This window comes from Sphingomonas sp. NIBR02145 (assembly GCF_027359115.1).
GTDB classification, from domain to species: Bacteria; Pseudomonadota; Alphaproteobacteria; order Sphingomonadales; family Sphingomonadaceae; genus Sphingomonas; species Sphingomonas kyeonggiensis_A.
In genome coordinates this window covers 1,418,415-1,445,000 of sequence record NZ_CP114791.1, presented here as the reverse complement: position 1 = coordinate 1,445,000, position 26,586 = coordinate 1,418,415, and the positions used below count along the sequence as shown (strand labels likewise).

16 protein-coding genes, 1 tRNA gene and 2 rRNA genes (1 of these 19 cut by a window edge) are annotated in these 26,586 nt (G+C 65.6%); 12 read left to right on the top strand and 7 right to left on the bottom strand.

Annotation, left to right across the window (positions count from 1 at the left end):
* The 4 genes from O3305_RS06500 to O3305_RS06485 all read left to right on the top strand — a co-directional run.
* Window positions 1-2,315: ribosomal RNA gene (locus O3305_RS06500) — 23S ribosomal RNA — on the top strand; it begins 477 nt to the left of the window's first position.
* Window positions 2,314-2,466: a hypothetical protein gene (locus O3305_RS06495; protein ID WP_269572855.1), complete on the top strand. Its 153-nt coding sequence runs from the start codon at window positions 2,314-2,316 to the stop codon at window positions 2,464-2,466. The genes O3305_RS06500 and O3305_RS06495 overlap by 2 nt, the downstream gene beginning before the upstream one ends.
* A 5S ribosomal RNA gene (gene rrf, locus O3305_RS06490) occupies window positions 2,453-2,567 on the top strand. Before O3305_RS06495 ends, rrf begins: the two co-directional genes overlap by 14 nt.
* Before the next feature lie 52 nt (window positions 2,568-2,619).
* Window positions 2,620-2,696: transfer RNA gene (locus O3305_RS06485), tRNA-Met, on the top strand.
* 62 nt (window positions 2,697-2,758) lie between these two features.
* Here the strand turns inward: O3305_RS06485 and O3305_RS06480 are convergent.
* Genes O3305_RS06480 through O3305_RS06470 form a run of 3 tightly spaced genes read right to left on the bottom strand, consistent with a single transcriptional unit; the run spans window position 2,759 to window position 6,830 of the window.
* Window positions 2,759-3,520, bottom strand: a complete 762-nt coding sequence (locus O3305_RS06480; RefSeq protein ID WP_269575658.1) for a creatininase family protein — start codon at window positions 3,518-3,520, stop codon at window positions 2,759-2,761.
* On the bottom strand, window positions 3,517-5,079 hold the full coding sequence (locus O3305_RS06475) for a benzoate-CoA ligase family protein (RefSeq protein ID WP_269575657.1): 1,563 nt from the start codon (window positions 5,077-5,079) through the stop codon (window positions 3,517-3,519). Before O3305_RS06475 ends, O3305_RS06480 begins: the two co-directional genes overlap by 4 nt.
* Before the next feature lie 56 nt (window positions 5,080-5,135).
* Window positions 5,136-6,830: a DUF885 family protein gene (locus O3305_RS06470; protein ID WP_269575656.1), complete on the bottom strand. Its 1,695-nt coding sequence runs from the start codon at window positions 6,828-6,830 to the stop codon at window positions 5,136-5,138.
* A 476-nt stretch (window positions 6,831-7,306) separates the two neighbouring features.
* On the opposite strand from O3305_RS06470, the gene O3305_RS06465 reads away from it, so the two are divergent.
* The 7 genes from O3305_RS06465 (at window position 7,307) to O3305_RS06435 (ending at window position 18,750) form a co-directional block, all read left to right on the top strand.
* Window positions 7,307-10,153, top strand: coding sequence for a TonB-dependent receptor plug domain-containing protein (locus tag O3305_RS06465; protein ID WP_269575655.1), 2,847 nt, complete (start codon window positions 7,307-7,309; stop codon window positions 10,151-10,153).
* Window positions 10,154-10,246: 93 nt separating this feature from the next.
* Window positions 10,247-12,454, top strand: a complete 2,208-nt coding sequence (locus O3305_RS06460) for a S9 family peptidase (RefSeq protein ID WP_269575654.1) — start codon at window positions 10,247-10,249, stop codon at window positions 12,452-12,454.
* 1 nt (window position 12,455) lies between these two features.
* Entirely contained in the window at window positions 12,456-14,141 is a 1,686-nt protein-coding gene (locus tag O3305_RS06455; protein ID WP_269575653.1) for a DUF885 family protein, read from the top strand.
* A gap of 14 nt (window positions 14,142-14,155) precedes the next feature.
* Window positions 14,156-14,635: a DUF3830 family protein gene (locus O3305_RS06450; RefSeq protein ID WP_269575652.1), complete on the top strand. Its 480-nt coding sequence runs from the start codon at window positions 14,156-14,158 to the stop codon at window positions 14,633-14,635.
* Window positions 14,636-14,648: 13 nt separating this feature from the next.
* Window positions 14,649-15,548, top strand: coding sequence for a bile acid:sodium symporter family protein (locus tag O3305_RS06445; protein WP_269575651.1), 900 nt, complete (start codon window positions 14,649-14,651; stop codon window positions 15,546-15,548).
* 168 nt (window positions 15,549-15,716) lie between these two features.
* Window positions 15,717-17,018 (top strand): NAD(P)/FAD-dependent oxidoreductase, encoded by a 1,302-nt coding sequence (locus O3305_RS06440; RefSeq protein ID WP_269575650.1) that lies wholly within the window; start codon window positions 15,717-15,719, stop codon window positions 17,016-17,018.
* A gap of 16 nt (window positions 17,019-17,034) precedes the next feature.
* On the top strand, window positions 17,035-18,750 hold the full coding sequence (locus tag O3305_RS06435) for a DUF885 domain-containing protein (protein WP_269575649.1): 1,716 nt from the start codon (window positions 17,035-17,037) through the stop codon (window positions 18,748-18,750).
* Between the two features lie 56 nt (window positions 18,751-18,806).
* Here the strand turns inward: O3305_RS06435 and O3305_RS06430 are convergent, their stop codons facing one another.
* The 4 genes from O3305_RS06430 to O3305_RS06415 form a co-directional block, all read right to left on the bottom strand.
* Window positions 18,807-20,237, bottom strand: a complete 1,431-nt coding sequence (locus O3305_RS06430; RefSeq protein ID WP_269575648.1) for an indolepyruvate oxidoreductase subunit beta family protein — start codon at window positions 20,235-20,237, stop codon at window positions 18,807-18,809.
* Window positions 20,237-22,360: a ferredoxin family protein gene (locus O3305_RS06425; RefSeq protein WP_269575647.1), complete on the bottom strand. Its 2,124-nt coding sequence runs from the start codon at window positions 22,358-22,360 to the stop codon at window positions 20,237-20,239. The genes O3305_RS06430 and O3305_RS06425 overlap by 1 nt, the downstream gene beginning before the upstream one ends.
* A gap of 4 nt (window positions 22,361-22,364) precedes the next feature.
* Window positions 22,365-23,144, bottom strand: coding sequence for a cyclase family protein (locus tag O3305_RS06420; RefSeq protein WP_269575646.1), 780 nt, complete (start codon window positions 23,142-23,144; stop codon window positions 22,365-22,367).
* 61 nt (window positions 23,145-23,205) lie between these two features.
* Window positions 23,206-25,035, bottom strand: coding sequence for a tetratricopeptide repeat protein (locus tag O3305_RS06415; protein ID WP_269575645.1), 1,830 nt, complete (start codon window positions 25,033-25,035; stop codon window positions 23,206-23,208).
* Window positions 25,036-25,163: 128 nt separating this feature from the next.
* Here O3305_RS06415 and O3305_RS06410 point away from each other — a divergent pair, with 128 nt between their 5' ends.
* Window positions 25,164-26,564 (top strand): amidohydrolase family protein, encoded by a 1,401-nt coding sequence (locus tag O3305_RS06410; protein WP_269575644.1) that lies wholly within the window; start codon window positions 25,164-25,166, stop codon window positions 26,562-26,564.
* The last annotated feature ends 22 nt before the right edge of the window (window positions 26,565-26,586 follow it).

The window sequence follows — 26,586 nt, the reverse complement described above, 5'->3', positions numbered from 1 at the left end:
TAGCGAACTAGTACCGTGAGGGAAAGGTGAAAAGCACCCCGATGAGGGGAGTGAAACAGTACCTGAAACCGAATGCCTACAAGCAGTTGGAGCCTCTTTATGGGGTGACAGCGTACCTCTTGCATAATGGGTCTGTGACTTAATGTACCAAGCAAGCTTAAGCCGATAGGTGTAGGCGCAGCGAAAGCGAGTCTGAATAGGGCGAATGAGTTTGGTGTATTAGACCCGAAACCCGGCGATCTAGGCATGACCAGGATGAAGGTGCGGTAACACGCACTGGAGGTCCGAACCGATTAACGTTGAAAAGTTACCGGATGAGTTGTGTTTAGGGGTGAAAGGCCAATCAAGCCGGGAAATAGCTGGTTCTCCGCGAAAACTATTGAGGTAGTGCCTCGGATGAACACCCTAGGGGGTAGAGCACTGGATGGATGCGGGGGTCGCGAGATCTACCAATTCTAACCAAACTCCGAATACCTAGGAGTGATATCCGGGAGACAGACGGCGGGTGCTAAGGTCCGTCGTCAAAAGGGAAACAGCCCTGACCTACAGCTAAGGTCCCCAAGTCACGTCTAAGTGGGAAAGCATGTGGGAATCCCAAAACAACCAGGAGGTTGGCTTAGAAGCAGCCATCCTTTAAAGAAAGCGTAACAGCTCACTGGTCTAAATAAGGGTTCCTGCGGCGAAGATGTAACGGGGCTCAAGACGTGCACCGAAGCTTAGGGTGTGTAGTTTACTACACGCGGTAGCGGAGCGTTCCGTAAGCCTGTGAAGCGATCTGGTAATGGGTCGTGGAGGTATCGGAAGTGCGAATGCAGACATGAGTAGCGATAAAAAGGGTGAGATGCCCTTTCGCCGAAAGACCAAGGGTTCCTGCGCAAGGCTAATCCGCGCAGGGTGAGCCGGCCCCTAAGACGAGCCCGAAGGGGGTAGTCGATGGGAACCACGTTAATATTCGTGGGCCTGGTGGTGTGTGACGGATGGTGTGTGTTGTATGCTCTTAACGGATTGAGCATGCTTCGAAGCTGTCCCGGGAAATAGCCCCACCGTATAGACCGTACCCGAAACCGACACAGGTGGTCAGGTAGAGTATACCAAGGCGCTTGAGAGAAGTGTCCTGAAGGAACTCGGCAAATTGCCTCCGTACCTTCGGAAGAAGGAGGCCCTGTTATTGCGCAAGCAGTAGCAGGGGGCACAGGCCAGGGGGTAGCGACTGTTTAGCAAAAACACAGGGCTCTGCTAAGTCGGCTTCAAGACGACGTATAGGGCCTGACGCCTGCCCGGTGCCTGAAGGTTAAGTGGAGGGGTGCAAGCTCCGAAATGAAGCCCAGGTAAACGGCGGCCGTAACTATAACGGTCCTAAGGTAGCGAAATTCCTTGTCGGGTAAGTTCCGACCTGCACGAATGGCGTAACGACTTCCCCACTGTCTCCAGGACATGCTCAGCGAAATTGAATTCTCCGTGAAGATGCGGAGTACCCGCGGTTAGACGGAAAGACCCCGTGCACCTTTACTGCAGCTTCAGAGTGGCATTAGGAAAGAACTGTGTAGCATAGGTGGGAGGCTTTGAAGCATTGGCGCCAGCCGGTGTGGAGCCATAGGTGAAATACCACCCTGTTGTTTTCTGATGTCTAACCACGAACCGTTATCCGGTTCTGGGACCCTCTGTGGCGGGTAGTTTGACTGGGGCGGTCGCCTCCTAAAGAGTAACGGAGGCGCGCGAAGGTTGGCTCAGGTCGGTTGGAAACCGACTGTTAGAGTGCAATGGCATAAGCCAGCCTGACTGCGAGACTGACAAGTCGAGCAGAGACGAAAGTCGGTCATAGTGATCCGGTGGTCCCTCGTGGAAGGGCCATCGCTCAACGGATAAAAGGTACGCCGGGGATAACAGGCTGATAACCCCCAAGAGCTCATATCGACGGGGTTGTTTGGCACCTCGATGTCGGCTCATCACATCCTGGGGCTGGAGCAGGTCCCAAGGGTTTGGCTGTTCGCCAATTAAAGTGGTACGTGAGCTGGGTTCAGAACGTCGCGAGACAGTTTGGTCCCTATCTGCCGTGGGCGTCGAAATTTGAGAGGAGTTGACCCTAGTACGAGAGGACCGGGTTGAACATACCTCTGGTGTACCTGTCGTCGTGCCAACGGCGCAGCAGGGTAGCTATGTATGGACGGGATAACCGCTGAAAGCATCTAAGCGGGAAGCCTCCCTCGAGATAAGATTTCTTAGGACGGTCGAAGACCACGACCTTGATAGGCCGGATGTGGAAGCGCGGTAACGTGTGGAGCTAACCGGTCCTAATTGTCCTATTCGCACTTGATGAGTCCCACCATCAACGACAGCACTGGCCATCCATCAAACATCAGTTTGATGAGCAACCAACGCTTCGTTGGATGGATGTTCATCAGCCTTGATCAATCGCACGGTTTGAAAAACTTCCGCTGCACAAGCTTCATTGCTTGGTGGCTATAGCGTCTGTGACCCACCCGATCCCATCCCGAACTCGGCCGTGAAACCAGACAGCGCCGATGGTACTATCGCTTAAGCGATGGAAGAGTAGGTCGTCGCCAGGCATTGAAGCTTGTGCATCGGAAGAACCCATTCACCTTGTCATCCCCCGTTTGGCGCGGGATGGAGCAGCCCGGTAGCTCGTCAGGCTCATAACCTGAAGGTCGCAGGTTCAAATCCTGCTCCCGCAACCAACGTGCCAATAACAAAAACCCCGCAAGTCCAGCGACTTGGCGGGGTTTTGTTTTATCTGCTCTCAGCGGCTCGGATCGGATTTTCCGGCGGCGCCTATCGCGCGAACCAGGGCTTTCGCCATGATCGCGGACGTCCGTTCGCCTTCCTCCGCCGTGGCGTGCGCGGGATCGCCGAAATAGGCCTCGGGGCCACCTGCCTCGGTGAAGGTCCGCGCGCCCGCCGCGAAGGCCGTGACCAGGCTGGACGGGTTGTGGCGAAGGTTCCGGCAGGTCGCCGCATCGACCAGGTCGGGCCGGTCGGCGAGCACGAGGCTGGTTTCGAACTGGCCGGCATGGCAGGCACCGGACACGAATTCCGCCGTCAGCTCGGCCGCGAGCGCCCGCCGGGTGAAATCCGGAAAGGCGAGGGCCAGCCCGAGCGCTTCCACTGCGGGGACCAGGTTCCGTAGCATCGCGACATTGGCTGGATCGAAATGGCTGTTCGCCAGCGCGAGACAGGCAAAGCCCTGCGCCTTCAGGCTGGCGGCGATGTCGAGGATGATCGCGCGCGCGGTCGCCTCGCCGATCGAGATCGTGCCGGCGAACTCCTCGGCATAATGCGCCGGGGCATAGGCAAGCGCGGGCAGCACGAAGCCGTGCATGCCCTGTGCCTCGAGCAGCGCCGCGGCGCGCCGGGCCATGCCTTCGGAAATGATCACGTCGGTGCACAGCGGCAGATGCGGCCCATGCGCCTCGACCGCGCCGAGCGGCAGGATCGCGACGACCGGCTGGCCGCTTGCCAGCGCCGCCTGCACCTGCGTCCAGGGCAGATCGCCGAGCATCATCGATAAATCTCCCGCAGCTTCTTGCGATCGATCTTGTCGCGGTCGTTCCGCGGCAGCGGCACGTCGGACAGATAGACCTGGTGCGGCACCTTGTAGCGCGCCAGCCGGCTGCGGGCGAATTCCAGCACCTCTGCGCCCAGTGCGTCCCCGGCGGCCTCGCGCGGGACGATCACCACCACCGGCTTCTCCAGCCCGTTCGCATCGGCCCGGCCGAACACGCAGCATTCGAGCACTGCCGGATGCTCGCTCAGGCATCCCTCGACCTCCAGCGGGCTGACATAGATGCCGCCGCTCTTGATCATGTCGTCGCCGCGACCCTCATAATACCAATATCCCTCGGCATCGCGGCGGAACAGGTCGCCGCTGACGATCGCGCCGCCGCCCAGGTGCCGCTTCGATTTGGCATAGTCGCCGTGATAATAGAGCGCGGCGGAATCCCCGCGGATGCGCAGCACGCCGATCTCGCCGCCGGCGATCGGCATGCCGGCATCGTCGAGCAGGTCCGCCTCATAGCCGGGCACCAGCTTGCCCAGGCTCCCCGGCCTTATGTCGCCGGGCCGGTTGCTGATATAGATGTGGAAGCTCTCGGCGCTGCCGATCCCGTCGATGATCGGCACGCCGAAGCGCGCGTTCCAGCGTTCGTGCAGCTCGCGCGGCAGCGCCTCGCCCGCGCTCCACATCATCCGGATGCTCGACAGGTCGGGCGCCTGCGCCTCGGCCTCGAGCATCTTGTTGATCAGCGTCGGCACATTGGTGAGCACGGTCGGCCGATGCCGCGCGACCAGCGCGAACAGGTTCTCCGGCGTCGGCTGCTCGCGCGCCAGGATCGCGGTCGCGCCCACCGCGAAGGGGAACATCAGATTGGTACCGGTCGCATAGCCGAAATAGAGCCGCGGGCCGGACAGGGTGATGTCGTTCTCCGCCATGCCGATGAAGCGCCTGGCATAGACTTCGGTGTTGTAGGCGAAGTGGAAATGGCAGTGGACCGCGCCCTTGCTCTGCCCGGTGGTGCCGCTGGTGAACAGCCACACGGCGGGATCGTCCTTGCGCGTCGGCCAGGGCGGTGGGGCAGCGGGCTCAGTCGCGGCGATCCAGCGGTCGAACCCCGGCAGCCCGGGCGCCTCGCCGACCAGGATGACCGATCCCGGATCCTGGCAATGCCGCGCGCCCTCCCGTGCCGCCTCGAACGCCACCAGGCTGGTCTCGTCGATGAAGGCGAACTGCGGCTTCACATAGCCGAGATAGTAGGCATAGTCGCTCGCCGGCAGCATCGGGTTGATCTGGGTGACCACCGCGCCCGCCTTGATCGCGCCGAACCAGGCATAGACGAACTCGGGGCAGTCGCGCATGCACAGCAGCACCCGCTGCTCGGGCAGCAGGCCGCCGGCGAGCAGCCGCTCGGCGACGCGGGTGACGTTGGCCGCCACCTCGTCATAGCTGATCGCCCGATCCTCGAAGAGCAGCGCGGTCTTCCCCCCGCGCCCGGCCTCCACATTCGCGAACACGAAATAGTCCGCCATGTTGAAGGCATCGGGGAAAGCGGGGAGCGGTTCCGTCATGTCCGGATGATTGGAGAGCCGGGCGCTTTCGTCAATCCGGTAACGAGTGATACGATCTACCGCGCCACCGCCGACAGCGGCACATGGCGCCAGAAATTGCGGACCTCGTCGTCATAGCCGGTCAGGTCGTAGCGCAGCAGCGACACCGGCAGCCGCCCGGTGTTCATCAGATAGTCGTGATAGTCGCGGATCGAGAATTTGTCGCCGAGCTGGCGGCGGCGATCGACCAGCAGCTTCTGCAGCTGCATCGCCCCGATCGTATAGGTCATGCCATAGCCCGGCGGGCGGCGGATATAGATGCCGGCATCGGTGCGCGCGACATTGTCGTCGAGGTACGGCGTCCATTCCTTCCAGAAGGCCATGGTCTGCGGCACGGTCATCTCGTTGCGCTGCATCTTCACGTCGCCGATCGTCCGCGCCGCGCGGAACAGGCCGAAGATGTAGATCAGCTCGCGGGTGCGCGGCCGGTCGTCGAACAGGCCGAGCTGCAGCGCGCTCTCCTCCAGGTAGAAGCCCCAGCCTTCGGTGCGCCCGCTGTCGCTCACCTTGCTGCGGATCGGATCGGTCACCCGCTTGCCGGTCATCCCGTCGAAGCGGTGGCCGGGGAAGGTGGCGTGGAGATGATCGGGGGAGGCGTCGCGGAACTGGATTTGCTCCCAGAACATCGGCCCCGTCGGCCGCACGATCCACGGCGCGTTGAAGCCCACTTCCTGATAGGTGCCCGGGATATAGTCGGGGATCGTCACGATCTCCTCGTCCTTCAGCCACTTCCGGATCTTGGCGTCGGTGCCCGCGAGCTGCGCCTCATATTCCGCGCCCGATCTGGGCAGCGCCAGTTCGGGCAGCTTGCGGTTGCGGTGCCGCTCCGTGGTGTAGTCGGCCCAGAATCGGGTGAGCTCGCGCTCGGCCAGAGTCACCACCTCGTCGGAAGTGTAGGGCATCAGCCGGACATTGGTGAGGAACCAGTCATAGGCCGGCTTGCCGACCCCGGCATGCGCGGTCATCGCCGGGCGCCCGGCCGTCAGCCAGTCGCGGAACCCCCGGATCGCGGTCTCGGCCGCCTTGATGTCGCCGAGCAGCGCGGGCTGCCGCTTCTGCGCCCGCCCGTGCAGGTCCGCGAACCAGCCGATCAGCCCCTCCGGCTCGACCGCGCGATAGGGCATACCGTGCCCCACGCCGTCGCCGTGCGACAGGCTGTGCAGCGCGAGATCGGCATAGTCGGCGGCAACCGAGTCGAGATTGACCCTGGCCTGCGACAGATAGGCCGGGATCGCCTTCAGCCGCGCCTGGAAGCTCGCCAGCGCCTCCCCCTTGAGCGGCAGCTCGGTATAGGCCAGCCGCTGCAGCTCATCGACATACATGCCGGGATCGCGCGCCCAGGGCTTGAGGATGTTCAGGCTGAAATCCTGCAGGTCCATCTGCGCGCGCACCGCGAGATAATCGACCTGCTGATGCCGGTCCCAGCTCGCCACCGCGAAATCGGGAAGCCTGGCCTGGAAGTCGCGCAGCTCGGCGCGGCGCTTCTCCACCGCGGCGGGGCTGTAGTCGACCACGCCGTTCACCGCCCTGGGCTTGCTCCACGCATCGAAGGCAGTGAACAGCGCGACGAGATCGGCATGGCTGCCCTTGCCCCGGGGCGGGCCGTCGGGCTGCGGCGCTGCCTGCTGCGCGGTCGCCGGGGCGATGCCGAGCCCCGCCGGCAGGGCGCTCCCGGCCAGGAGCAGAGCGATCCCCAATGTCCTTGCGCGCATGTCAGCCTCCCTCGCGATGGTTCGCCGCGCGGCGCCCGTTCGGCCGCGCTCCGTTCATATAAAACGAAAAACACGTGATTTGTAACACGATGCTCGGCGAATGCGCACTGGTCAAGAGGCACCGAATCGGTGTTATCTCCGAGGCATGTGGGGCGCAGTCGACCGGTCCGAAGTGGTGCGAATCGGCAGAAAACTGCGGATTCCTCTCCGGTATCCGCTGCTTTCCGGGCGGTTCGATCGGTGCGGCCGGGCCAGGTCGAGCCGCTTGGATGCCAGGAAAAAACCGTGCGCAATCGCGGGCTTCGCGGCATCTTTGTTACCAGAAAGCGACACTTTTCACATTTTTTCGCTACCCCGAATTGACCCCAATCAATCGATATGCTCAAAATCACGCACTTGTTCACAGAAATGGACGCGGCAAACGACGTCCGGACGTAACGAGGCAGGCGGGCATATCCATTCGGGGAGACACGATCATGGGCAGTAAGCGGGTAGCGGTGATGCGGGCGGGATTGCGGGGCGGTTCCGCGCTGCTCGCCACGATGATGATGATGGGTACGGCGTTCGCGCAGACCGCCGAGCCGGAAGGTGAAACGAGCGAGGCGATCGTCGTCACCGGTTCGCGCATTCCGCGTCCGGACGTGGATTCGAACAGCCCGGTCAACGTCATCGGCAGCGAGGAAATCAAGCAGACCGCCACTGCCGAGACCGAGCAGCTGCTCAACGCGCTGCCCCAGGCGGTCGCCGGCTCGGGTGCCCAGTCGAACGCCGGCAACGGCTCGGCCACGGTCAACCTGCGCAATCTCGGCGCCGCGCGCACCCTGGTGCTGCAGAATGGCCGCCGCATCGTCGGCGCCAGCCAGGACGGCGTCGTCGACATCAACATGATCCCGCCCTCGATGATCGAGCGGATCGAAGTCGTCACCGGCGGCGCCTCGGCCGTGTACGGCTCGGACGCGATGGCCGGCGTGGTCAACTTCGTCACCAAGACGAATTTCGAAGGCCTCGAGGTCAGCGGCCAGTACGGCCTCACCGATCGCGGCGACGCCGATCGCTACAATATCGACTTCACCGTCGGCGGCAATTTCGACGATGGCCGCGGCAACATCGTGTTCAACGGCAGCTATTATGACCGCGGCATCGTCAAGGGCTCGGCCCGCGCGCATGCCTCGCTCTACCTGGTCGATGCGGTGCAGGGCGGGAAGGGCGTGCTCGTCCCCGGCGGCAACGGCGTCACCCCGCAGGGCACGATCTTCACCCCGGCGCTGGTCGGCAAGGTCGATCCGTACGGCAACACGATCGGCACCGCCGGCATCTTCTTCGCGCCGGAGGGCTGGCGCGCCTACAAGACCAGCGACGGTTTCAACGATCGCCCCTACACCAACCTCCAGATGCCGATGAAGCGCTGGTCGGGCGCGCTGACCGGTCACTATGACGTGACCGACAACATCACTGCCTTCTGGGAAGGCAATTACGTCCGCAGCGAGATCAACTCGACGCTGGGCGCGGTGCCGATGAGCAGCTCGGGCTTCCTGCCGAACTTCCAGTTCGACCTGCGCAATCCCTATCTGTCGTCCTCGCTGCGCGAGTTCCTGCGCACCAATCTCGATGCCGATGGCGACAATCTCGTCTCGCTCAACATCAATCGCCGCCTGCTCGATTTCGGCTCGCGTACCGATGACCAGACCCGCGAATTCTCGCGCTATGTCGTCGGCCTGCGTGGCGCGCTCACCGACAAGCTGAACTGGGAGGCCTTCTACAACCAGGGCCATGTCCGGATCACCGAAGTCCAGGGCGGCGGCGTCCTGATCGACAATTTCGCCAACGCGTTCCTGACCAACCCCAGCAATCCCTATGATTGCCTCACCACCGACACGCGCTGCGTCACGATCAACCCGTTCGGGCTGATGTCGATGACCAAGCCGATGATCGACTACATCTACACCAACCTCACCAACATCACCGTCCTCGATCAGAAGCAGGCCGGCGCCAGCATCACCGGCACGCTGTTCAAGCTGCCGGCGGGCAATGTCGGCATCTCGGTCGGCGCCGAATATCGCAAGGAAAGCTCCACCTTCACGCCCGACCAGCTCTATATCCAGGGCAAGGCGCTCTCGCGCTCGGCGGGCATCCAGGCGACCGGCGGCAGCTTCGACGTCAAGGAAGTCTATGGCGAGCTCGTCGTGCCGATCCTGGCCGACATGCCGCTGGTGCACATGCTCTCGTTCGAAGGCGGCATCCGCTATTCGGACTATTCGACCGCGGGCGGCGTGACTTCGTGGAAGGCGGGTGGCGAGTATTCGCCGGTCAAGGGCCTCAAGATCCGCGGCCTCTATCAGCGTGCCGTGCGTGCGCCGAACGTGGTCGAGCTCTATTCGGGTGCCACCAACACCGCGCCGCAGGCGACCGACTTCTGCAACGCCACCGGTGCCAACCGCACCGCGGCCGAGCGGACCTTCTGCGTCAGTTCGCTGGGCGTGCCGTCGAGCGTGATCGACGTGTTCCAGCAGGAGAATGTCCAGATCCGCGCGATCACCGGCGGCAATCCGAACCTGCAGGAGGAAACCTCGGACACCTGGTCGCTCGGTGCGGTCTTCCGTCCGGACTTCGTGCCGAACCTCCAGCTCACCGTCGACTATTACAACATCAAGATCGACGGTGCGATCGCGGCGTTCGGCGGTGGCCTCCAGTCGGTCATCACCGCCTGCCGTGCCAACCTGTCGATGAGCAACGTCTTCTGCCAGCCGCTCAACCACCGCTCGTCGGACGGCCAGCTCTATGACGTGCCGCTGCTCAACGCGAACATCGCCTCGATGGAGACGTCGGGCGTCGATTTCCGGCTCGACTACAAGTACGATACCGGCTCGTTCGGCAGCCTCAGCTATTATCTGGCCGGCAGCTACCTCATCAAGAGCGTGGTCCAGAGCAGCCCGATCGTCGCGGCGATCGATTGCGCGGGCTATATCGGCGGCGGCAGCTGCGGCAACGCCAACCCCAAGTGGCGCTTCACCCAGCGCCTGACCTGGGACGTCACCGATGCCTTCCAGGTCTCGCTGCGCCACCGCTTCATCGGTTCGGTGAAGGACGGGCGTATCGCGGCGGCCAAGGCTTCGGGCGCGGCGATGCCGCTGCTCGCGGTGCCGGAGACCGGCCAGATCAGCTATTTCGATCTGAGCGCGTCCTACGACATCGACAAGTCGCTCAGCATCTATGGCACGATCGACAATCTCGGCGATCACAACCCGCCGTTCCAGCTCTACGAGCGGGATACCTATGACGCGATCGGCCGCCGCTTCACGGTTGGTTTCCGCAAGCGGTTCTGAGGCCTAGTCCGGCGGCGGCGGGCGGGCCGTCGTCGCCGGCAACCGGCTCTTCGGGGCCGGACGCGACGACAAGTGAGTGAAGGTGCTGGGAAGATGATGAAGTTCCGCGTTTCCGTCCGTGCGATGTCGGTGGCCCTGGCGATCGCATCGCTGAGTGCGGCGCCTTCCGCATCGGCCCAGCAGTCCCAGGTCGCCGGCACCAGTCTCTCGCTCGACGAGCTCTATCGCTACAAGAGCCTCGTCGGCCTCGAGCCGCTGGGCTATAGCTGGGCAGCGGACAGCAGCGCTGTCCTCTTCCTGTGGAACGACGAAGGCTATTCGTTCCGCGATATCTGGTCGTACTCGCCCAAGACCGGCCAGAAGATCCGCCTGACCTTCCTCGGCAAGGACTCCAAGCCCGAGGCCGAGGCGAAGGGCATCGCCCAGGCGGTGTTCCTCTCGAACGGCCGCATCGCCTTCACGCTCGGCGGCCAGCTCCATATCCGCGAGGCCGACGGCACGGTGGTGAAGGCCGAAGCCGACAAGCGCGGCATCCGCAAGCTCACCGTTTCGCCCGACGGTTCCAAACTCGCCTTCCTCGCCGCGGCACCCGCCGGCACGCCCGTCGCGGGCGGCGGCCAGCTCTGGGTCCGCGACGCCGCGGCAGGCGAGGGCGCCACCGCCACGCGCCTCGCCGGCAGCGACGATCCCAAGCTCTATATCGAGGACTTCAAATGGGCCGATAGCGGCAAGGCGATCGCCTTCCAGCAGGCCGACGACCGCGCCATGCCCGAGCGCGACATCTATTACGACGCCAAGGGCAAGCTCCAGAACAACCGCGTGATCCGCGCCTTCCCGGGCGAGGAGACCAGCAAGACGACGATCGGCCTCGTCAGCCTCGCCGGCGGCCAGCCCCGCCTGTTCGAGCGCCCCGACGCCAAGCACGACGTCTGGGGCTATGGCCTGTCGCATGACGGCAAGCGGCTGTTCGTAAGCAGCGCCGACATGGAGGCCAAGGAACACACCATCTATCTCTACGACGCCGCCACCGGCGCCCGCGAGACCTTCTACCAGCTGCGCGAGCCGAAGCATCTCCGCCCCGACTGGAAGGTCGCCTGGGCGCCGGGCGATGATGGCCTGATCATCCTCACCGATCGCGACGGCTGGCTCCAGCTCTACCACCAGCGCAAGGCCGGCGAGGCCCCGCGCCAGATCACCAGCGGCAAATGGGAAATTGCCTCGTTCGAGGTCGACGACAAGAACAAGCAGCTCTATTTCACCGCCAACAAGTCCGCGCTGCAGGACCGACAGCTCTACCGCGTGGCCGTAGCGGGCGGAAAGATCGAGCAGCTCAGCGGCCCGGCGGGTGGTACCCATGAGCCGGTCTATTCCCCCGATTTCAGCCGCATCGCCGACTGGTACAGCAATGACGACCTGCCGCCCGAGCTGTTCGTCATCGACACCGCGAAGCCCGGCAAGGCAGCGCAGGTCACCAAATCGCCTCAGCCCGATTTCTACGGCCAGACCTGGGCGAAGACGCGCTACGTCCAGTTCGCCAGCCATGTCGACGGGATGAACCTGCTCGGCCGGGTGAGTGTCCCCGCCAATTTCGACCCCGCCAGGAAATACCCGGTCATCGTCGGCTCGGTCTATTCGGACGCGGTCCACAACCAGTGGGGCGGCCGCCGCGCCCACCCGACCTGGGGGCTCGACCAGTATTTCGTCGCGCAGGGCTATATCGTCCTGACCGTCAACATCCGCGGCTCCTGGGGGCAGGGGCGCGACCATAACCAGACGCAGTACGAGAGCTATGGCGAGACCGACATCAACGATCTCGAGAGCGGCGTCCGCTATCTGATCGCCCAGGGCTATGCCGATCCCAAGCGCATCGGCATCTGGGGCTCGAGCTATGGCGGGTTGATGACGATCATGTCGCTGTCGAAGAAGCCCGGCCTCTATGCCGCGGGCATCGCCGGCGCGCCGGCCACCAATGTCTGGCACGCCTTCCCGGCGCAGATGTGGATCATGGGGCCGCCCGACGGTCCCGACATGCCCAGGCGCTACGAAGTGCAGTCGGCGCTCTATCAGGCCAAGGGGATCAGGGACCCGCTGATGATCATCCACGGCACCCGCGATTCCGTCGTGCTCTATTCGGACACGATGGCGCTGGCCGAGCAGATGATCCAGCGCGAGCAGATGTTCGAGCTGGTGACGCTGCCCGGCGCCAACCACCCCTGGGACGCCGAGAACATTCCGCAGACCCGCTTCTCGTTCAAGAAGATGGTCGAGTTCTTCGATCGCAACGTGAAGAACCGGAAATAACATGCTGCGTCGGGGCATCGCGGTTCTGATCGGAGGCGCCACCCTGCTGGTTGCCCCAGTGGCTGCCGTGCCGGCGGCTGCCCAGCCGGCCGTCCAGCAGCTCGGCGCCGATTTCTGGGCGTGGCGCGGCACCACCCAGCCCGCGAGCAGCGACGACATCCCGCGCATCGTCCGCCCCGCCGGCTGGCTGCCCGACTGGTCGCCCGCCGCTATTGCCGCCCAGCGCGAGCAACTCGCCGCGTTCGAGGCGCGCTGGAAGGCGCTGGAGACGGCCCCCCAAAGCATCAGCGAGAAGGTCGATTACCGGCTGGTCGGCTCGGCGCTGGCCCGCGTCCATTGGGAAATGGACCATGTCGCCGCCTGGCGCCGCCAGCCGCATTTCTACACCGCGCAGGCGCTCAACCCGGTGTTCGAGCTGCTGCTGCCCAAGCCGCCGGTCTCGCATGCTCGGCTGGACGAAGTGATCCATCTGCTCGGCAACGCCCCGGCGATCCTCGCCGCCGGCCGCGCCAATCTGGACGACATGCGCGGCCCCTTCGTCGACGTCGCGCTCAGCCAGATCGCCGAAGTGCCGGAGAGCCTGCGCGGCATGGCCGCCGGCCTCGCCCCCTATGCCGATGCCGAGCAGAAGAAGCGGCTCAATGCCGTGGTCGAGAAGGCGATCACTGCCTTTGCGGGCTATGCCGAGTTCCTGAAATCCAAGCGCGCCGGCCTGCCCGAGCAGACCGCGGTGGGCCGCGAGTCCTATCTCTATTTCCTCGGCAATGTCGGCATCTATCCCTATTCGCCCGAGCAGCTGGTCGCGATGGGCCGCCAGGAATGGGCGCGCTCGGTGCTGTTCGAAACGCTCGAGCGCAACCGCAATGCCGGGCTCCCCGAGCTGCCGATCGGCGCCTCGATCGGTGCGGTCACCGCGCAGCTCGACGCGGACGAACTCAAGGTCCGCAAGTTCCTCACCGACAAGAACCTCCTGACCGTCCCCGACTGGGTGGGGCAATACAAGGCCCAGCCTTTCCCCGCCTATCTCGCGCCGATCGGCTGGCTGGGCCGCACCTTCGATTTCACCAGCATCGATCGGACAGGGGATGACGCGACCGTCTATCTCCCCGATCCCTCGCCCAAGCTCGGCTATTTCAACCTCTCGATCGCGCGCGATCCACGGCCGATCATCGTCCATGAAGGCGTGCCCGGCCATTTCTTCCAGCTCAGCCTCAGCTGGCGGAACCCCGATCCGCTGCGCCGCCGCTATTATGACAGTGGCGCCAATGAGGGCACCGGCTTCTATGCCGAGGAGATGATGCTCCAGGCCGGCTTCTGGGCCGATGCGCCCAAGACGCGCGAGATCATCTACAATTTCGCACGGTTGCGTGCCCTTCGGGTCGAAGTGGACGTGAAGCTGGCGCTAGGTGAATTCACCATCGCCCAGGCAGCCGAGTATCTGGAGAAGATGGTCCCGATGGATCCGGCCACCGCGCACGAGGAAGCGACCTTCTTCGCCGCCGCGCCGGGCCAGGCGATCAGCTACCAGATCGGCAAGATGCAGACGACCGAGTTCCTTGCGGAAGCCCGGGTGCGCGAAGGCAAGTCCTTCGATCTCAAGCGCTTCCACGATTATCTCTGGACCAACGGCAATGTGCCGATCGCACTCCAGAAGGAAGAATATCTGTCGATGGCGACGGGCGAATAGGGGGCATGCTTTCGATGGATCTGGTAAAGTTCACGGAGCCGAAATCGGGGCTGTCGGCGCGCTGCCGTCTGCTTCCGCAAGCGGCGCCTTTATCCTGTGAGTTCCTGCGCGATCTCGCCAATCGCCGCGCCTCGTTCGAGGCGATGCACGCGATCTGGACCGGCCCGGAGATCTCGATCCCGATGCCCTCGGCATCGCTGCCGGAAGGGATGGCCCAGCCGCCGATCCCGGCCGAGAACGCCACTTCCTATCCCGGCGCGGGCGACATCGTGCTCGCTTATCTCGCTGCCGGCAGCACCCAGGGCCTGCCGCCCGGCCCGTTCTACGACATCGGCATCTTCTATGGTGCCGGGGGCCGGCTGCTGATGCCGTTCGGCTGGATCCAGGCCAATGTCTGCGCCCGCATCCTCGACGAGGATCTGGAAAAGGCCGTGGCCGATTGCCGCACGATCCGCCGGAACGGCGCCTGCACCATCACTGTCGAACCGGCCTGAGGGGGAGCGGGACATGACCTATGCCGATCTGATGTCCTTCCTCGGGCACTGGGTGCTTCCCGGCTCGCTGATCGCGATCATGGCCTCGATGGGCCTGTCGCTCACCGCCGAGGATTTCCGCCAGGTGTTCCGCAACAAGCGCGCGCTGATTTTCGGCGTCTGCTCGATGCTGATCGTCCCGCCGGCGATCGGGCTCACCCTCGCGCTAACCGTTGCGCCCACGCCGGCGCTGGCGGTCGGCTTCGTGCTGCTCGCCACCACGCCTGGCGGCATGCTCTCCAATTTGTTCACCGACATGGCCAAGGGCGATCTCGCCCTCTCGATGTCGATGACGCTGCTGCTCAGCATGATCTACATCTTCGCCGTGCCCTTCTACGCGCATTTCGCGCTGGCCCATTTCATGGGGCTCGAAGCCGATGTGAAGGTGCCGCTGGCGTCCTTCTTCTGGGATATCTTCTCGATCACCGTGCTGCCCGCCGCCGCCGGCTTTACCCTCCGCGCGCTGCGCCCGGCCTTCGCGATCGCCTTCAAGAAGTATCTCAAGAACATCGCGATGGTCGTGCTGTTCAGCGCCTTCGGCCTGATCCTGTTCGATCAGGTGCCGGTGCTGCGCGAAAATCTCGGCGCGCTGTTCTGGATCACTGTCGCGCTCAACCTGATCATGGTCTGCGTGGTGATGACGATCGTGCGCTTCGCCGGCTTCACCCGGCGCGAGAATATCGCGATCGGGATCGAGCATCTGATGCGCCAGGAAGGCACTGCGATCTTCATCGCGGTCAGCATCGTCGGCAACAACCAGATGTCGCTCCCGATGATCATGAACACGCCGGTCGCGCTCTGCTTCGTGCTGGCCTTCGTCGCCATCGCCCGCCGCACCGAGCGGGCGGGGAGGGCCGAGCCCGCCATCGCCTGACCCGCATCCAACCAACACCGCCCCTTTGAGGGGCAGAGAGACACCGCTCCCTTGCCGGAGCGAACAGAGAGTTCAGGATTACATGCAAACGTCCCGTATCACGGACGTCGCGGGGGAGCTTTTGCCCTTCGCGCCGGCCCCCGGTTTCGCCCCTGGAAAGGCGTGGTGATGGAGCATCAGCCCATTTCCCGTCGCGAAGGCGATGGGCCGTCGCTGGCGCCGGTCTGGGTCGCCACCGCGGCGCCGGGCCCCGATCTCGCGCCGCTGGCAACCGAGGTCGAGGCCGAGGTGCTGGTCATCGGCGGCGGCATCGCCGGCATGACCACCGCGCTCCACCTGGCCGAGGCAGGCATCGACACGGTGCTGGTCGAAGCCGGCCAGCCCGGCGACCAGGCGACCGGCTGGAGCGGTGGCCTCGTCGCCCCCGATTATATCCGCCACACCCCCGAGACGATCGGCCCGGTGCTCGGCCGGCTGCGCGGCGAGCGGCTTACCCGGATGATCGGTGGCTCGGCCCGCGCGGTGTTCGATCTGATCGCCCGCCACGGCATCGACTGCGACGCCCGGCAGGACGGGTTCTACACGCCCGCCCATACCGAGCATCTCGCCCAGAACCAGCGCAGCTATGCCAATCAGTGGCAGTCGCGCGGCTATGACGTCAGCTTTGTCGAGGGGCGCGAGGCCCGGCATCGCTTCGGCGTCGATCGTTATTGCGGCGCGCTGCGCTTCGGCGAGGGCGGCAGCATCAATCCGCTCGGCTATGTCCGCGGCATTGCCCGTGCCGCGCTGAAGCAGGGCGCGCGCCTGTTCGCGCAGAGCCCGGTAGAGGCGCTGGCCTTTGAAGGCGGCCGCTGGATCGCCCGCACGCCCGGCGGCGCGGTCTCGGCCCGGCGCGTCGTGCTGGCGGCCAATGGCGGCAATGCGGCACTGCATCCCGCGCTCAAGCGCACGGTATTGCCGCTCAACGTCATCCAGTTCGCCACCGCGCCGCTGAGCGCCAGCCAGCGCGAGACGATCCTGCCCGATGGCGGCGCCTTTACCGACAAGGTGCCCTATCTCTTCACCGCGCGGCTGGATGCGCAGGGGCACCTGATCTCGGCCTTCCCGATGTCGTTCCTAGTCACCGGCGGCAAGGCGCATCTGCGCGAGGCGGAGCGCCGGCTGAAGCAGCATTTCGCCGCCATGCCCGATCCGCGGATCGACTATATCTGGCACGGCCTGGCGCAGGTGAACTCGTCCTTCCTGCCCGAGCTCTATGATCTCGGCGACGGCGCGCTGGCGATCCAGGCCGACAATGGCCGCGGCATCGGCATCAACACCCAGCTCGGCATCGAAGTCGCCACCGCGATCGCTACCAACAGCCGCGAGCAGCTCTCGGTCGTGCCGCGCACGCCGCATCCGATCCGGCTCCATGCCGGGGCGACGCTGCTGCCCAAGCTGCTGATGTCGATGGCCCGGATGTCCAACTGAACGAAGGGATTTGCAGATGATCCGGCGCGCGCTCCGACTGTTGCTCCTGCCCGTCGGCGCGATGCTGCTGATCGGCGCGGGTTCTCCCGATCTCGATGCGCTGATCGCGCGGTACGATGCGTTCACCGCGCGCTTCCCGATGGAGGCCGGCCGCTCCGATCCCTCGCACTCGCCCGAGGGCTGGCCGGACGAGACGCCCGGCGCCATGGCCGCGCGCAAGGCGGAGCTGCTGGCGATCGACAAGGCGCTCGCCGCGCTGCCGGGGGATGTGCTCGCTTCGGAGGACGGAAGGAACCGGGATTTCCTCCGCCAGATCATCGCCTGGCGCGTGCAGGGCATTGATTTCGACGAGCGCCGCTTCGCGTTCGTCGCGCATGAGGGCTTTTACAACACGCCTTACTATACCGCTCGAGGCGTCGAAGTGCGCAGCGAGGCCGATGGCCGGGCCTGGATCGCCCGGCTGCGCGGGGTGCCCGGCTATTTCGCGCAGCAGCGCGCCAATCTCGAACGCGGCATCGCCACGGGCTGGACCCAGCCGGTGCGGGTGGTCGACGTCGCCGTTTCGGTGCTCCGCAAGCAGATCGAGCGGCCGGTCGCCGAGGATCCGCTGCTTGCGCCTCTGGACGGAAGAGACGCACTGGTCGCCGAAGCGCGCACCGTCCTGGAACGCGAAATCCGCCCAGCGCAACGCGCAATTCTGGCCTATATCGACGGCCGCTACCGCGCGCATGCCCGCAAGGGCCTGGGCATCGCCAACATCCGGGGCGGAAGGGACTATTACAGCTTCCTTCTGCGCTATTACACGACCACGGACCTCACCGCCGAACAGGTCCATGCCCTTGGCCTCTCGGAGGTAAAGCGCATCCGGGCCGAGATGGACCGGGTGATCGCCGAATCCGGCTTCAAGGGCAGCTTCACGGCGTGGCTGCGCTACCTTCGCAATGATCCGCGCTTCTATGCGACCAGTCGCGAGCAGCTGATCGAGAAGTACGCCGCCGCCGCCAAGCGCATCGACGGCGTGCTTCCCCGCTGGTTCGGCACCCTGCCGCGCCAGCCCTTCACCGTGGAGCCGGTCCCCCTCGACCTGGAAGAGGGCTACACCACCGCCCGCTCGGGCGGCGGCGACTTCTCCAGGGGCTTCCCCGGCCGCTTCATCGTCAACACCTCGCACCTCGACCAGCGCCCCCTCTACGAGGTGCCCGCGCTCACCCTGCACGAGGCGGCGCCGGGCCATCACACCCATGCCGCGATCGCCCAGGAACATCCCGAATGGCCGAGCTTCCGCCGGCAGCGCGACCTGCTCGCCTTTCGCGAGGGCTGGGCGCTCTATGCCGAGCGGCTGGGGCACGAGATGGGGGTGTACCGCGATCCCTATGAGAAGTTCGGCAGCCTTTCCAACGAGATGTGGCGCGCCTGCCGGATGGTCGTGGACACCGGAATCCATGTCATGGGCTGGAGCTGGGAGCAGGCCCGGGCCTGTTTCACCGAGAATACCGCGCTGGCCGACATCAATATCGACACCGAGCTCGCCCGCTATATCGGCGCGCCCGGCGGGGCGGTGGCCTACAAGGTCGGCGAGCTCAGGATCCTCGAGTTGCGCCACCGCGCCGAAAAGGCCCTGGGCGATCGCTTCGACATCCGCGCCTTCCACGACCTGATCCTCGCCCAGGGCCAGCTGCCGATGACGCTGCTGGAGGCGGTGGTAAACGACTGGATTGCATCGAGAGAATAATGCTTATTACCGTCATCCCCGCCTTCGCGGGGATGACGAGGTAGGTGGACAAGCGCCTACGAAGCCAGAGCCTCGCCCAGCGCCACCCCATCCTCATCCGCCAGCGCCGCCTCGCGCAGCCGCCGGATACCGCCCGCATCGAGCCCACCAGCCCGATACCGATCGACGATCCGCTGATAATTGCCGAGCCCCCGCCCGAACGTCTCGCCATAGCCCTTGATCAGCCGCTGGCATCGCACCAGCTCGACCGCGGCATTGGTGTCGCTGGTGCGTACCAAAGTCAGCCATTCCTCGATCCGCGCCTGCTCGATCTGGTAGCGCAGCGTCCCCCGCCGCCAGCGCCGCCACCCGGCCAGCATGGACAGCATCAGGAACCAGCGCAGGCTGGTCGTCTCGACATGTCTTCCCCTGGCGAACAAGGGCTTGAGCCGCCGCGACCAGCCCTCGCTCGCCAGGATGCGCCGGCCGATCCCGGCGGGCAGCGTCTCGCAGACCTCCTCCAGCCGCGGGTGCATATATTCGGTCAGCCGGACGATCTGGTCGTCCTTGGCCTTCACCTCGCCCCGCACCCGGGCGAAGCGGCTGGCCCGCACCTTCAGGTCGGCCACGCGGATCGTATCCTCATACGACATCCACAGCGCCAGATGCCGCGCCGCCTCGGTCAGCAGTTCCGGGTTGCCGCCCAGGCTATCGAGCCGGTCGAGATAGAGGCCGGCATAGGCAGCGTCCTGATAGTCCATCAGGCGCCGCACGCCTTCCAGCGCGAAGAACTGTGCCGCATGGGGCAGGTCCGCCTCGATCCGCGCGGCCAGGGCACGCCCGGCCTCGGTGGTGGGCACAACGGCCTGGAATTCCTCCGCCTTCGCCTCCGCGCCACTTCGAGCGGCATCGAATCCGGCCGCAAAGCCCCGCAAATTCGCCTCCACCGCCTTGCCTCCGGCGCGGATCGCGTCTTCGAAGGCGGAGCGCGGGAAGGGCAGGGAACCGCTGCCCGCCAGCGCCCCGAACAGCACCGAGCTGATCACGCTGCCGGTGCGCTCGGCAACGTCCTCCATGTCGAAGCCGATGAAGCGCTTCGACCGTTCTCCGGCGGCAGCCAGGATCCGCTCCGTGCTCGCCCGGCCATCGCCCATCGCCGACTTCTCGGAGATCGCATAGACGCGGTGGGTGGAGCCGATCAGCTCTGTCCGCTTGGTCACGAACCCGCGCAGGATTGCCCGCCCGGCCTCCATCAGCTCGGAAGCGACGACCACATCGACATCTCCCGGCACCGGCGTCAGCGCCAGCACCGGCGCGGTCGTGCCCGCCGGAATCATCTCGATATAATAGATGGTTGCGCCCGTCCGCTGGGCCACGCCGGGCACCGAAGTCCCCTGTGCGACAAAGCCGTTCCGCTCGCCCAGCTGGACGATCCAGTCGGCCAGCACGCCGCCGCCCTGGCCGCCAAGGCCCAACACCGCGATGGTGATCCGCTTGCGATCGGGCATCAGAAGGCCCTCGCCGCGATGGCGCGGGCGCCGCGCCTTTGCAGGGCAGTGATCATCCAGCCGCGCAGGCGCTGGCGGAGGCGGTCGCGGCGGTCGGGATTGGCAATGACATGGGCCTTGTAGAAGGAAGGGCAGAGCACCGCGGCATGGCTCACCTCGCCGCACACGCCGCAGCCGACACAGCTGTTCTCGACATGGGCGACGGGATCCTGGCGCAGCGGATCGGGATTGGGCTTGATCGTCAGCGAAGGGCAACCGGAGAGCCGGATGCAGCTATGGTCACCGGTGCAGGTATCGGGATCGACCCCGAAGCGCTCGCGCACCACGCGCTGGCCCGCCTTCATCGCCTTGGCCAGCTGCGGCTTCACCCTGCGCTGGCGGTTGAGCTGGCATTCGGACTGGGCGACGAGGACCTTGGGTCCCTTCTCCTTGCTCGCCAGCGCCTCGCGGATCGCATCGCGCATGCCGGCGACGTCATAGGTCCGCGTCATCGTCCGCGCCCAGCCGATGCCGACCCCGCGCACCGCCTTCTCGATCGGGTTGTTGGTCTTGCGGCCCGGCGGCTTGGCGCGCGAGGAGAGGATGTCCTGGCCTCCGGTCGCGGCCGAATAGCCATTGTCGACGATGATCGTCAGATTGTCGTCCTGGTTGAAGACGGCATTGCCGATCCCCGAGGTCAGCCCGTTATGCCAGAAGCCGCCATCGCCCATGATCGCGATCGCCCGCTTGTCGCGTGGCTTGAAGGCGGATGCGCCCGCGGTGCCCAGGCCATAGCCCATCGTCGTGTTGCCGATATGGAAGGGCGGCAGGATCGAGAAGAGATGGCAGCCGATATCGGCGGAGACGTGGAAGGCGCCCATCTCCTTCTGCACCAGCTTCATCGCCGAGAAGATCGGCCGCTCCGGGCAGCCGGTGCAGAAGCCCGCGGGCCGCTGCGGCACCGCGCTGGGCGGCAGGGCAGGGGCAGGCTTCTCCACCTCGGCCGGTGCACGCTCCGGCGCGTGCTCGCGCAGGAACTTGGCCACTCCGTCGCGGATCACTGCCCCGCCATATTCGCCGGCGCGCGGCAGCGCGTCCTTGCCGATGATCCTTGTATCGAGCCGGGCGCGGCGGACCAGCGTATTCAGTTCATGCTCGATGAATTCGGGCTGGCCTTCCTCAACCACCAGCACCGCATGTTTCCCTGCACAAAAGTCGCGGACCTCGTCGGGAATCAGCGGATAGGTGACGTTGAGTACATAGACCGGGATCACGGCATTGCCGTACGCGTCCGACAGGCCGAGCAGCTCGAGCGCGCGGTTGAGCGAGTTGAGCAGCCCACCCTGCACGATGATGCCGATCTCGTCGCTCTCGGGGCCGAAATGCTCGTTGAGCTTGCGCTCCTGAACGAAGCGGATCGCGGCGGGCCAGCGCTGTTCGATCTTCTCGACTTCGTGGAGGAAATTGGCCGGCGGCAGCACGATCCGGTCGGTATCGCGCACCGGCGCTTCGGCCGCCTCGGCGACGGTTAGCTTCGGGCTCCGGTTGTCCTTCGCAACGAAGCTGCCCGTCACATGACAGGCCCGCACCCGCAGCTCGAGCATCACCGGCGTGTTCGAGGCCTCGGACAGCTCGAAGCCCTTCTCGACCATGTCGACGATCACGGGCAGGCTCGGCCGTGGGTCGAGCAGCCACATCTGCGACTTCATCGCGAATGCATGGGTGCGCTCCTGCATGATCGAGGAGCCTTCGCCATAATCCTCGCCCAGGATCACCAGCGCCCCACCGGTCACCCCACCCGAAGCGACGTTGGACAGCGCGTCCGAGGCGACATTGGTGCCGACCACCGATTTCCACGCCACCGCGCCACGCAGCGGATAGTTGACCGAAGCGGCCAGCATCGCCGCCGCCGTCGCCTCGCTCGCCGAGCTCTCGAAATGGACGCCGAGCTCGCCCATCAGCTCGTTGGCATCGGCGAACACGTCCATCAAATGGCTGATCGGCGATCCCTGATAGCCGCCGACATAGGCCACCCCAGCCTGGAGCAGCGCCTTGGTGACGGCGAGGATGCCTTCGCCATGGAAGGTCTCGCCGTCTCCCAGCCGCAGTTGCTCCACTTCCGCCTTGAACGAACGCTCTGCCATCCGTTCAGCCCGCGACCAGCGCGAGGACGCGAAGTGGACTGCCCGAGCCGCCCTTGATCTTGAGCGGGGTGGCGAGGATCACAGTCCCGGTCGGCGGCAGCAGGTCGAGATTCTCGAGGCACTGCAGCCCATAGCGGCCCGCCGCATGGAACAGCGTGTGCGCCGGATAGGCGGGGCTGAGCAGATGCGCCTGGCCGGCATCGGTGCCGATCGTCTCGACGCCAAGCCCATGCGCATCGCGCGCGTCGATCAGGAACTGCACCGCCTCTGCGGACGGCCCCGGCGTATGGGCGCCATCCTCGCGGCGATTGGTGTACGCATCGACGTCGCGCTTCGACCAGTCGGTGCGCAGCATGATCCAGCTGCGCGGCGGGATGCGGCCATGCTCGGCCTCCCATGCCTCGATATCCGCGACGGTGAGGAGATAGTCCGGGTTCTCCGCCGACTTGGCCGAGATGTCGATCACGACGGCGGTGGCGATGAAGTCGGCCGGCGGCACGGTATCGACGGCGTTGTTGGGCAGGTCCTTGCCGGTGATCCAGTGGATCGGCGCGTCAAAATGCGTGCCGGTATGTTCGCTCACGGTGAAGTTGTTCCAGTACCAGGCGACGCCGCGTTCATCGTAGCGGGATATCTCTTCCTGGCTGAACCCGGCGCACTGGCCGAACTCGGGCGGCAGGACGAGCGTGGGGGTGTCGGGCGACAGCGTCTGGGTCAGGTCGATCGTGCGGATCTCCCCCGATGCGATGCCCGCGGCGAAGATCTCGAGCGTCTGGCTGGTCATGGTCTGTCCTCCCTGTGGTGGGCGTGCGCGGTCATGCGGGCACGATTGCGTGCGTGCCCGGTCATGCGGGCACGATGTCGAAGGCGATGGTGGTGCGGTGGCCGGCATCCTCGAACGGCACCGTCCCGTGGTAGAAATAGGAGGGGAACAGCACGAGCAGCCCTGGCTCGGGCCGGATCATCCGGGTGATCCGCTCGCGTTCCCCGAGCCGCAGCCCGGTTTCCCCGAACTTGAGCCAGCCCTGGCGATGGCGGGTCACCGCATCGGGCAGGGCGACATAATAGCAGGCGCTGATCCAGCCCTCGGGATGGATATGGTTCTCATGGAACCCGGCGCTGCGCAGCCGCACCGACCAGGAGCCCGAAAAGGCGAAGCGCCCGGTGTTGCGGCTGAGGAACGGGTGACTGGCATCCATGGGTAGCCCGGCGATCCATTCTTGCACCCGCGCCTCGATCATCCCGCGCACGGCGGCGATCATCGGGTCCGGCAGGGCGAACAGGTCGTCGCTGGTCTGGGTGCCGCCGCGCAGCGTCTGGTCGAGCGGGTGCTGCTGGTCTCGGTGAAGGGCGGAGAGCGCGGTATCGAGCCGGGCGTTGAAGCCCGCATCGGGTGGCGCCAGCAGGCTGGCCGAGACCAGCTGCTCGGCATCATTCAGCCATGCCTCACGCGGATCGCCAGTGAAGCGCCAGCCCAGCCCCTGCAGCGCCAGCCCCTGCTGGTCGAAAGGATCGGCGGCGAGCAGCGGCTCGATCCGCTCCAGCGCCTCGGTCGGGCGATCGAGAATGATGCAGGCCCGCGCCGCTTCGCGTATCGCCGGGGCGAAATCGCCGGCCGCGTCGAACCGCGCCAGCGCGGCGTCGGCTTCTCCGAGCGACCAGCGTGCCCGGCCCAGCTGATGCTGCAGTTCCGGTCCGGCCCGGTCGGCATGGGGGGCGAGCAATGCCGCGGCACCGGCCGCATCCCCGGCCAGCAACAGGCGATCGGCAAGGTCGCAGAGCAGTCCCTTGTCGTCCGGATGCATCGCTAATGCTAGTCGATAGCTGTTCAGCCAGGCATCGCCGCGCCCCTGCCGCCAGAGCAATCCGTTGAGCGATTCATGCGCCGCGCGGTCTGTGGGACGCAGCGTGATCGCGCGCTCATAGGCGACGATCGCCGCATCGATCCGCCCGAGATCCTGCAGGCAATGGCCGAGATTATAGGCGATCTCCGGGCTTGTCGGATCGTGCTTCGCCGCGCGCGCGAGCAGGATCAGTGCCTCGTCCCGCCAGCCGGCAATCCGCAGTGCGACGCCCAGATTGTGCAGCGTCGGCACATGGTCCGGCCGCAACGCGAGCGAGGTGCGGAAGGCGGTGATCGCATGGTCGAGCTCGCCCGCCGCGCGTCGTGCCTGGCCCAGCGTCGCCCAGGCGCGGGCGTTGCGCGGATCGCGGCGGAGCAGGGGGGCGAGCGTGTCGCAGGCACCTGCCGCGTCGTCCGATCCGAGCAGCGCGATCGCGAGGTTCACCCGCGCTTCGTCATAGCCCGGCGCCAGCCGCAGCGCCTCGCGATAGGCGAGGGCTGCGCCCGCCGGATCGGCCAGGTCGAGCAGGCAGTTGCCGAGATTGTTGTGCACGTGCGGCTGGGCGGGATTGGCGGCGAGCGAACGGCGGAACAGCGTAGCGGCATCCGCATTCCGCCCGGCCTGTCGTGCGATCATGCCGAGCAATTGAAGCGCGTCGGGGTTCTCGGGCGCGAGGTCGAGCACGCGCAGCAATATCGCCTCGGCTGGCCCGGGCTGCCCGCCGCGTGCCAGTCCCATCGCATGCTGCAGCGCTTCGCCCAGCGTGCCTGCCCCAAGGCCGTGCTGCCCTGTCGGCGATGCCGGGCCTCCCTCCAGCCTTGTCTGCTTCATCCGCGCGATTCCCAGCCACGGCCCCTCCCAAGCGGAGCCGCTGAGAAGCAAGCTTGCAAATGACCCTTGCCTCGTCAAGAGAATCACGCTTTAAATCATGTGTAATTGGGAATAATAGGGGTCGCGCCATGGTTGAGACGGGGACGCTGCGGGTCACGCGCAAGCATTTGCTGCAGGGAGCGGCGCTCTCCGCCGCTTTCCTGATCGGGGCGATCGCCCCGCATGTCGCGCATGCCCAGCAGCGCCCGATCCCCGAGACCAGCGACGATGTCCGCCGCGTGCCGATCCCGCCGATCGACCGCAGCAAGGAGCCGGTGGTGGTGCTCACCGGCGGCACGCTGCTCGATGGGCGGGGCGGGGCGCCGATCGCCAATGCCGTGGTGGTGCTGCAGGGCGACCGGATCGTCGCCGCCGGCTCCGCCGGCACTCCGGTGCCCGCCAATGCGGCGCGCACGATCGATGCCACGGGCCTGTGGATCCTGCCCGGCCTGATCGACCTGCACATCCACTTCACCCAGCAGCGCGGCACCGATATGGGCCGCTATTCGGACAGCACGGCGGCCGCCGCGATCCGCGGCACGATCCTGGCGGACCAGATGGTCACTGCCGGCATCACCGCCGCGCGCGATGTCGGCACGATGGATGACGTCGCGCTGCGCATCAAGGAGGCGGTCGATCGCGGCATGATCCGCGGCCCCCGCGTGATGTGGAGCGGCAAGCTGATCGCCAGCACCGGCGGGCATGGCGACGAAGTCACCTCCACCGCCACCGGCCGCGAAAAGCCCAATCTCGGTGGTGACCCGCACGGTGTCGACGGTCCCTGGGAATGGCGCAAGGCCGTGCGCGAGCAGGTTCGCCGCCTGTCGGACTGGATCAAGATCAGCGCTCCCGCCGACAAGGAAGAACTCGCCGCCGCGATCGAGGAGGCTCATTCGCTGGGCGTCCCTGTCGCGATTGATAGCTATGGCCAGTACACCGATTGGGCGATCGAGGCGGGCGTCGATACGCTCGAGCATCCGTTGCTGCTCAGCGACAAGGCCGTGCCGCTGATGAAGAAGCACGGTACCGCCTTCGTGCCCACGATCGGCGCCTTCGACAATCTGCTGGACGGCGGCTACCCGACCGCCGGCATCCCCAGCGGCGGCTTCTATTACACCCATTCGCGCCGCTTCGTGATCAACCAGCAGGATCACCTCAAGCGGGTGAACGAGGCGTATCGCGCCGGCGTGCCGATCGGGGTGGGCACCGACATCCCGTTCGAGAATGAATGGCGCTACCCGGACGCCTATTTCCGCGAGCTCGATTATCTCCACCAGGCGGGCATGACCAATGCCGATGTCCTGGCTTCGGCCACCAGCGTCGGTGCGAGGATCCTGCGCATGGGCGACAAGCTCGGCACGATCGAGCCCGGCAAGATCGCCGATATCCTGATCGTCGGCGCCAACCCGCTTGATTCGCTGAAGAATCTCCGCGACGTCCGCTATGTCATCGCGGACGGCAAGCTGGTGGTGGAGGGCGGGTCGCGATAATCAGTTCCCCCTCTTTCGTCAT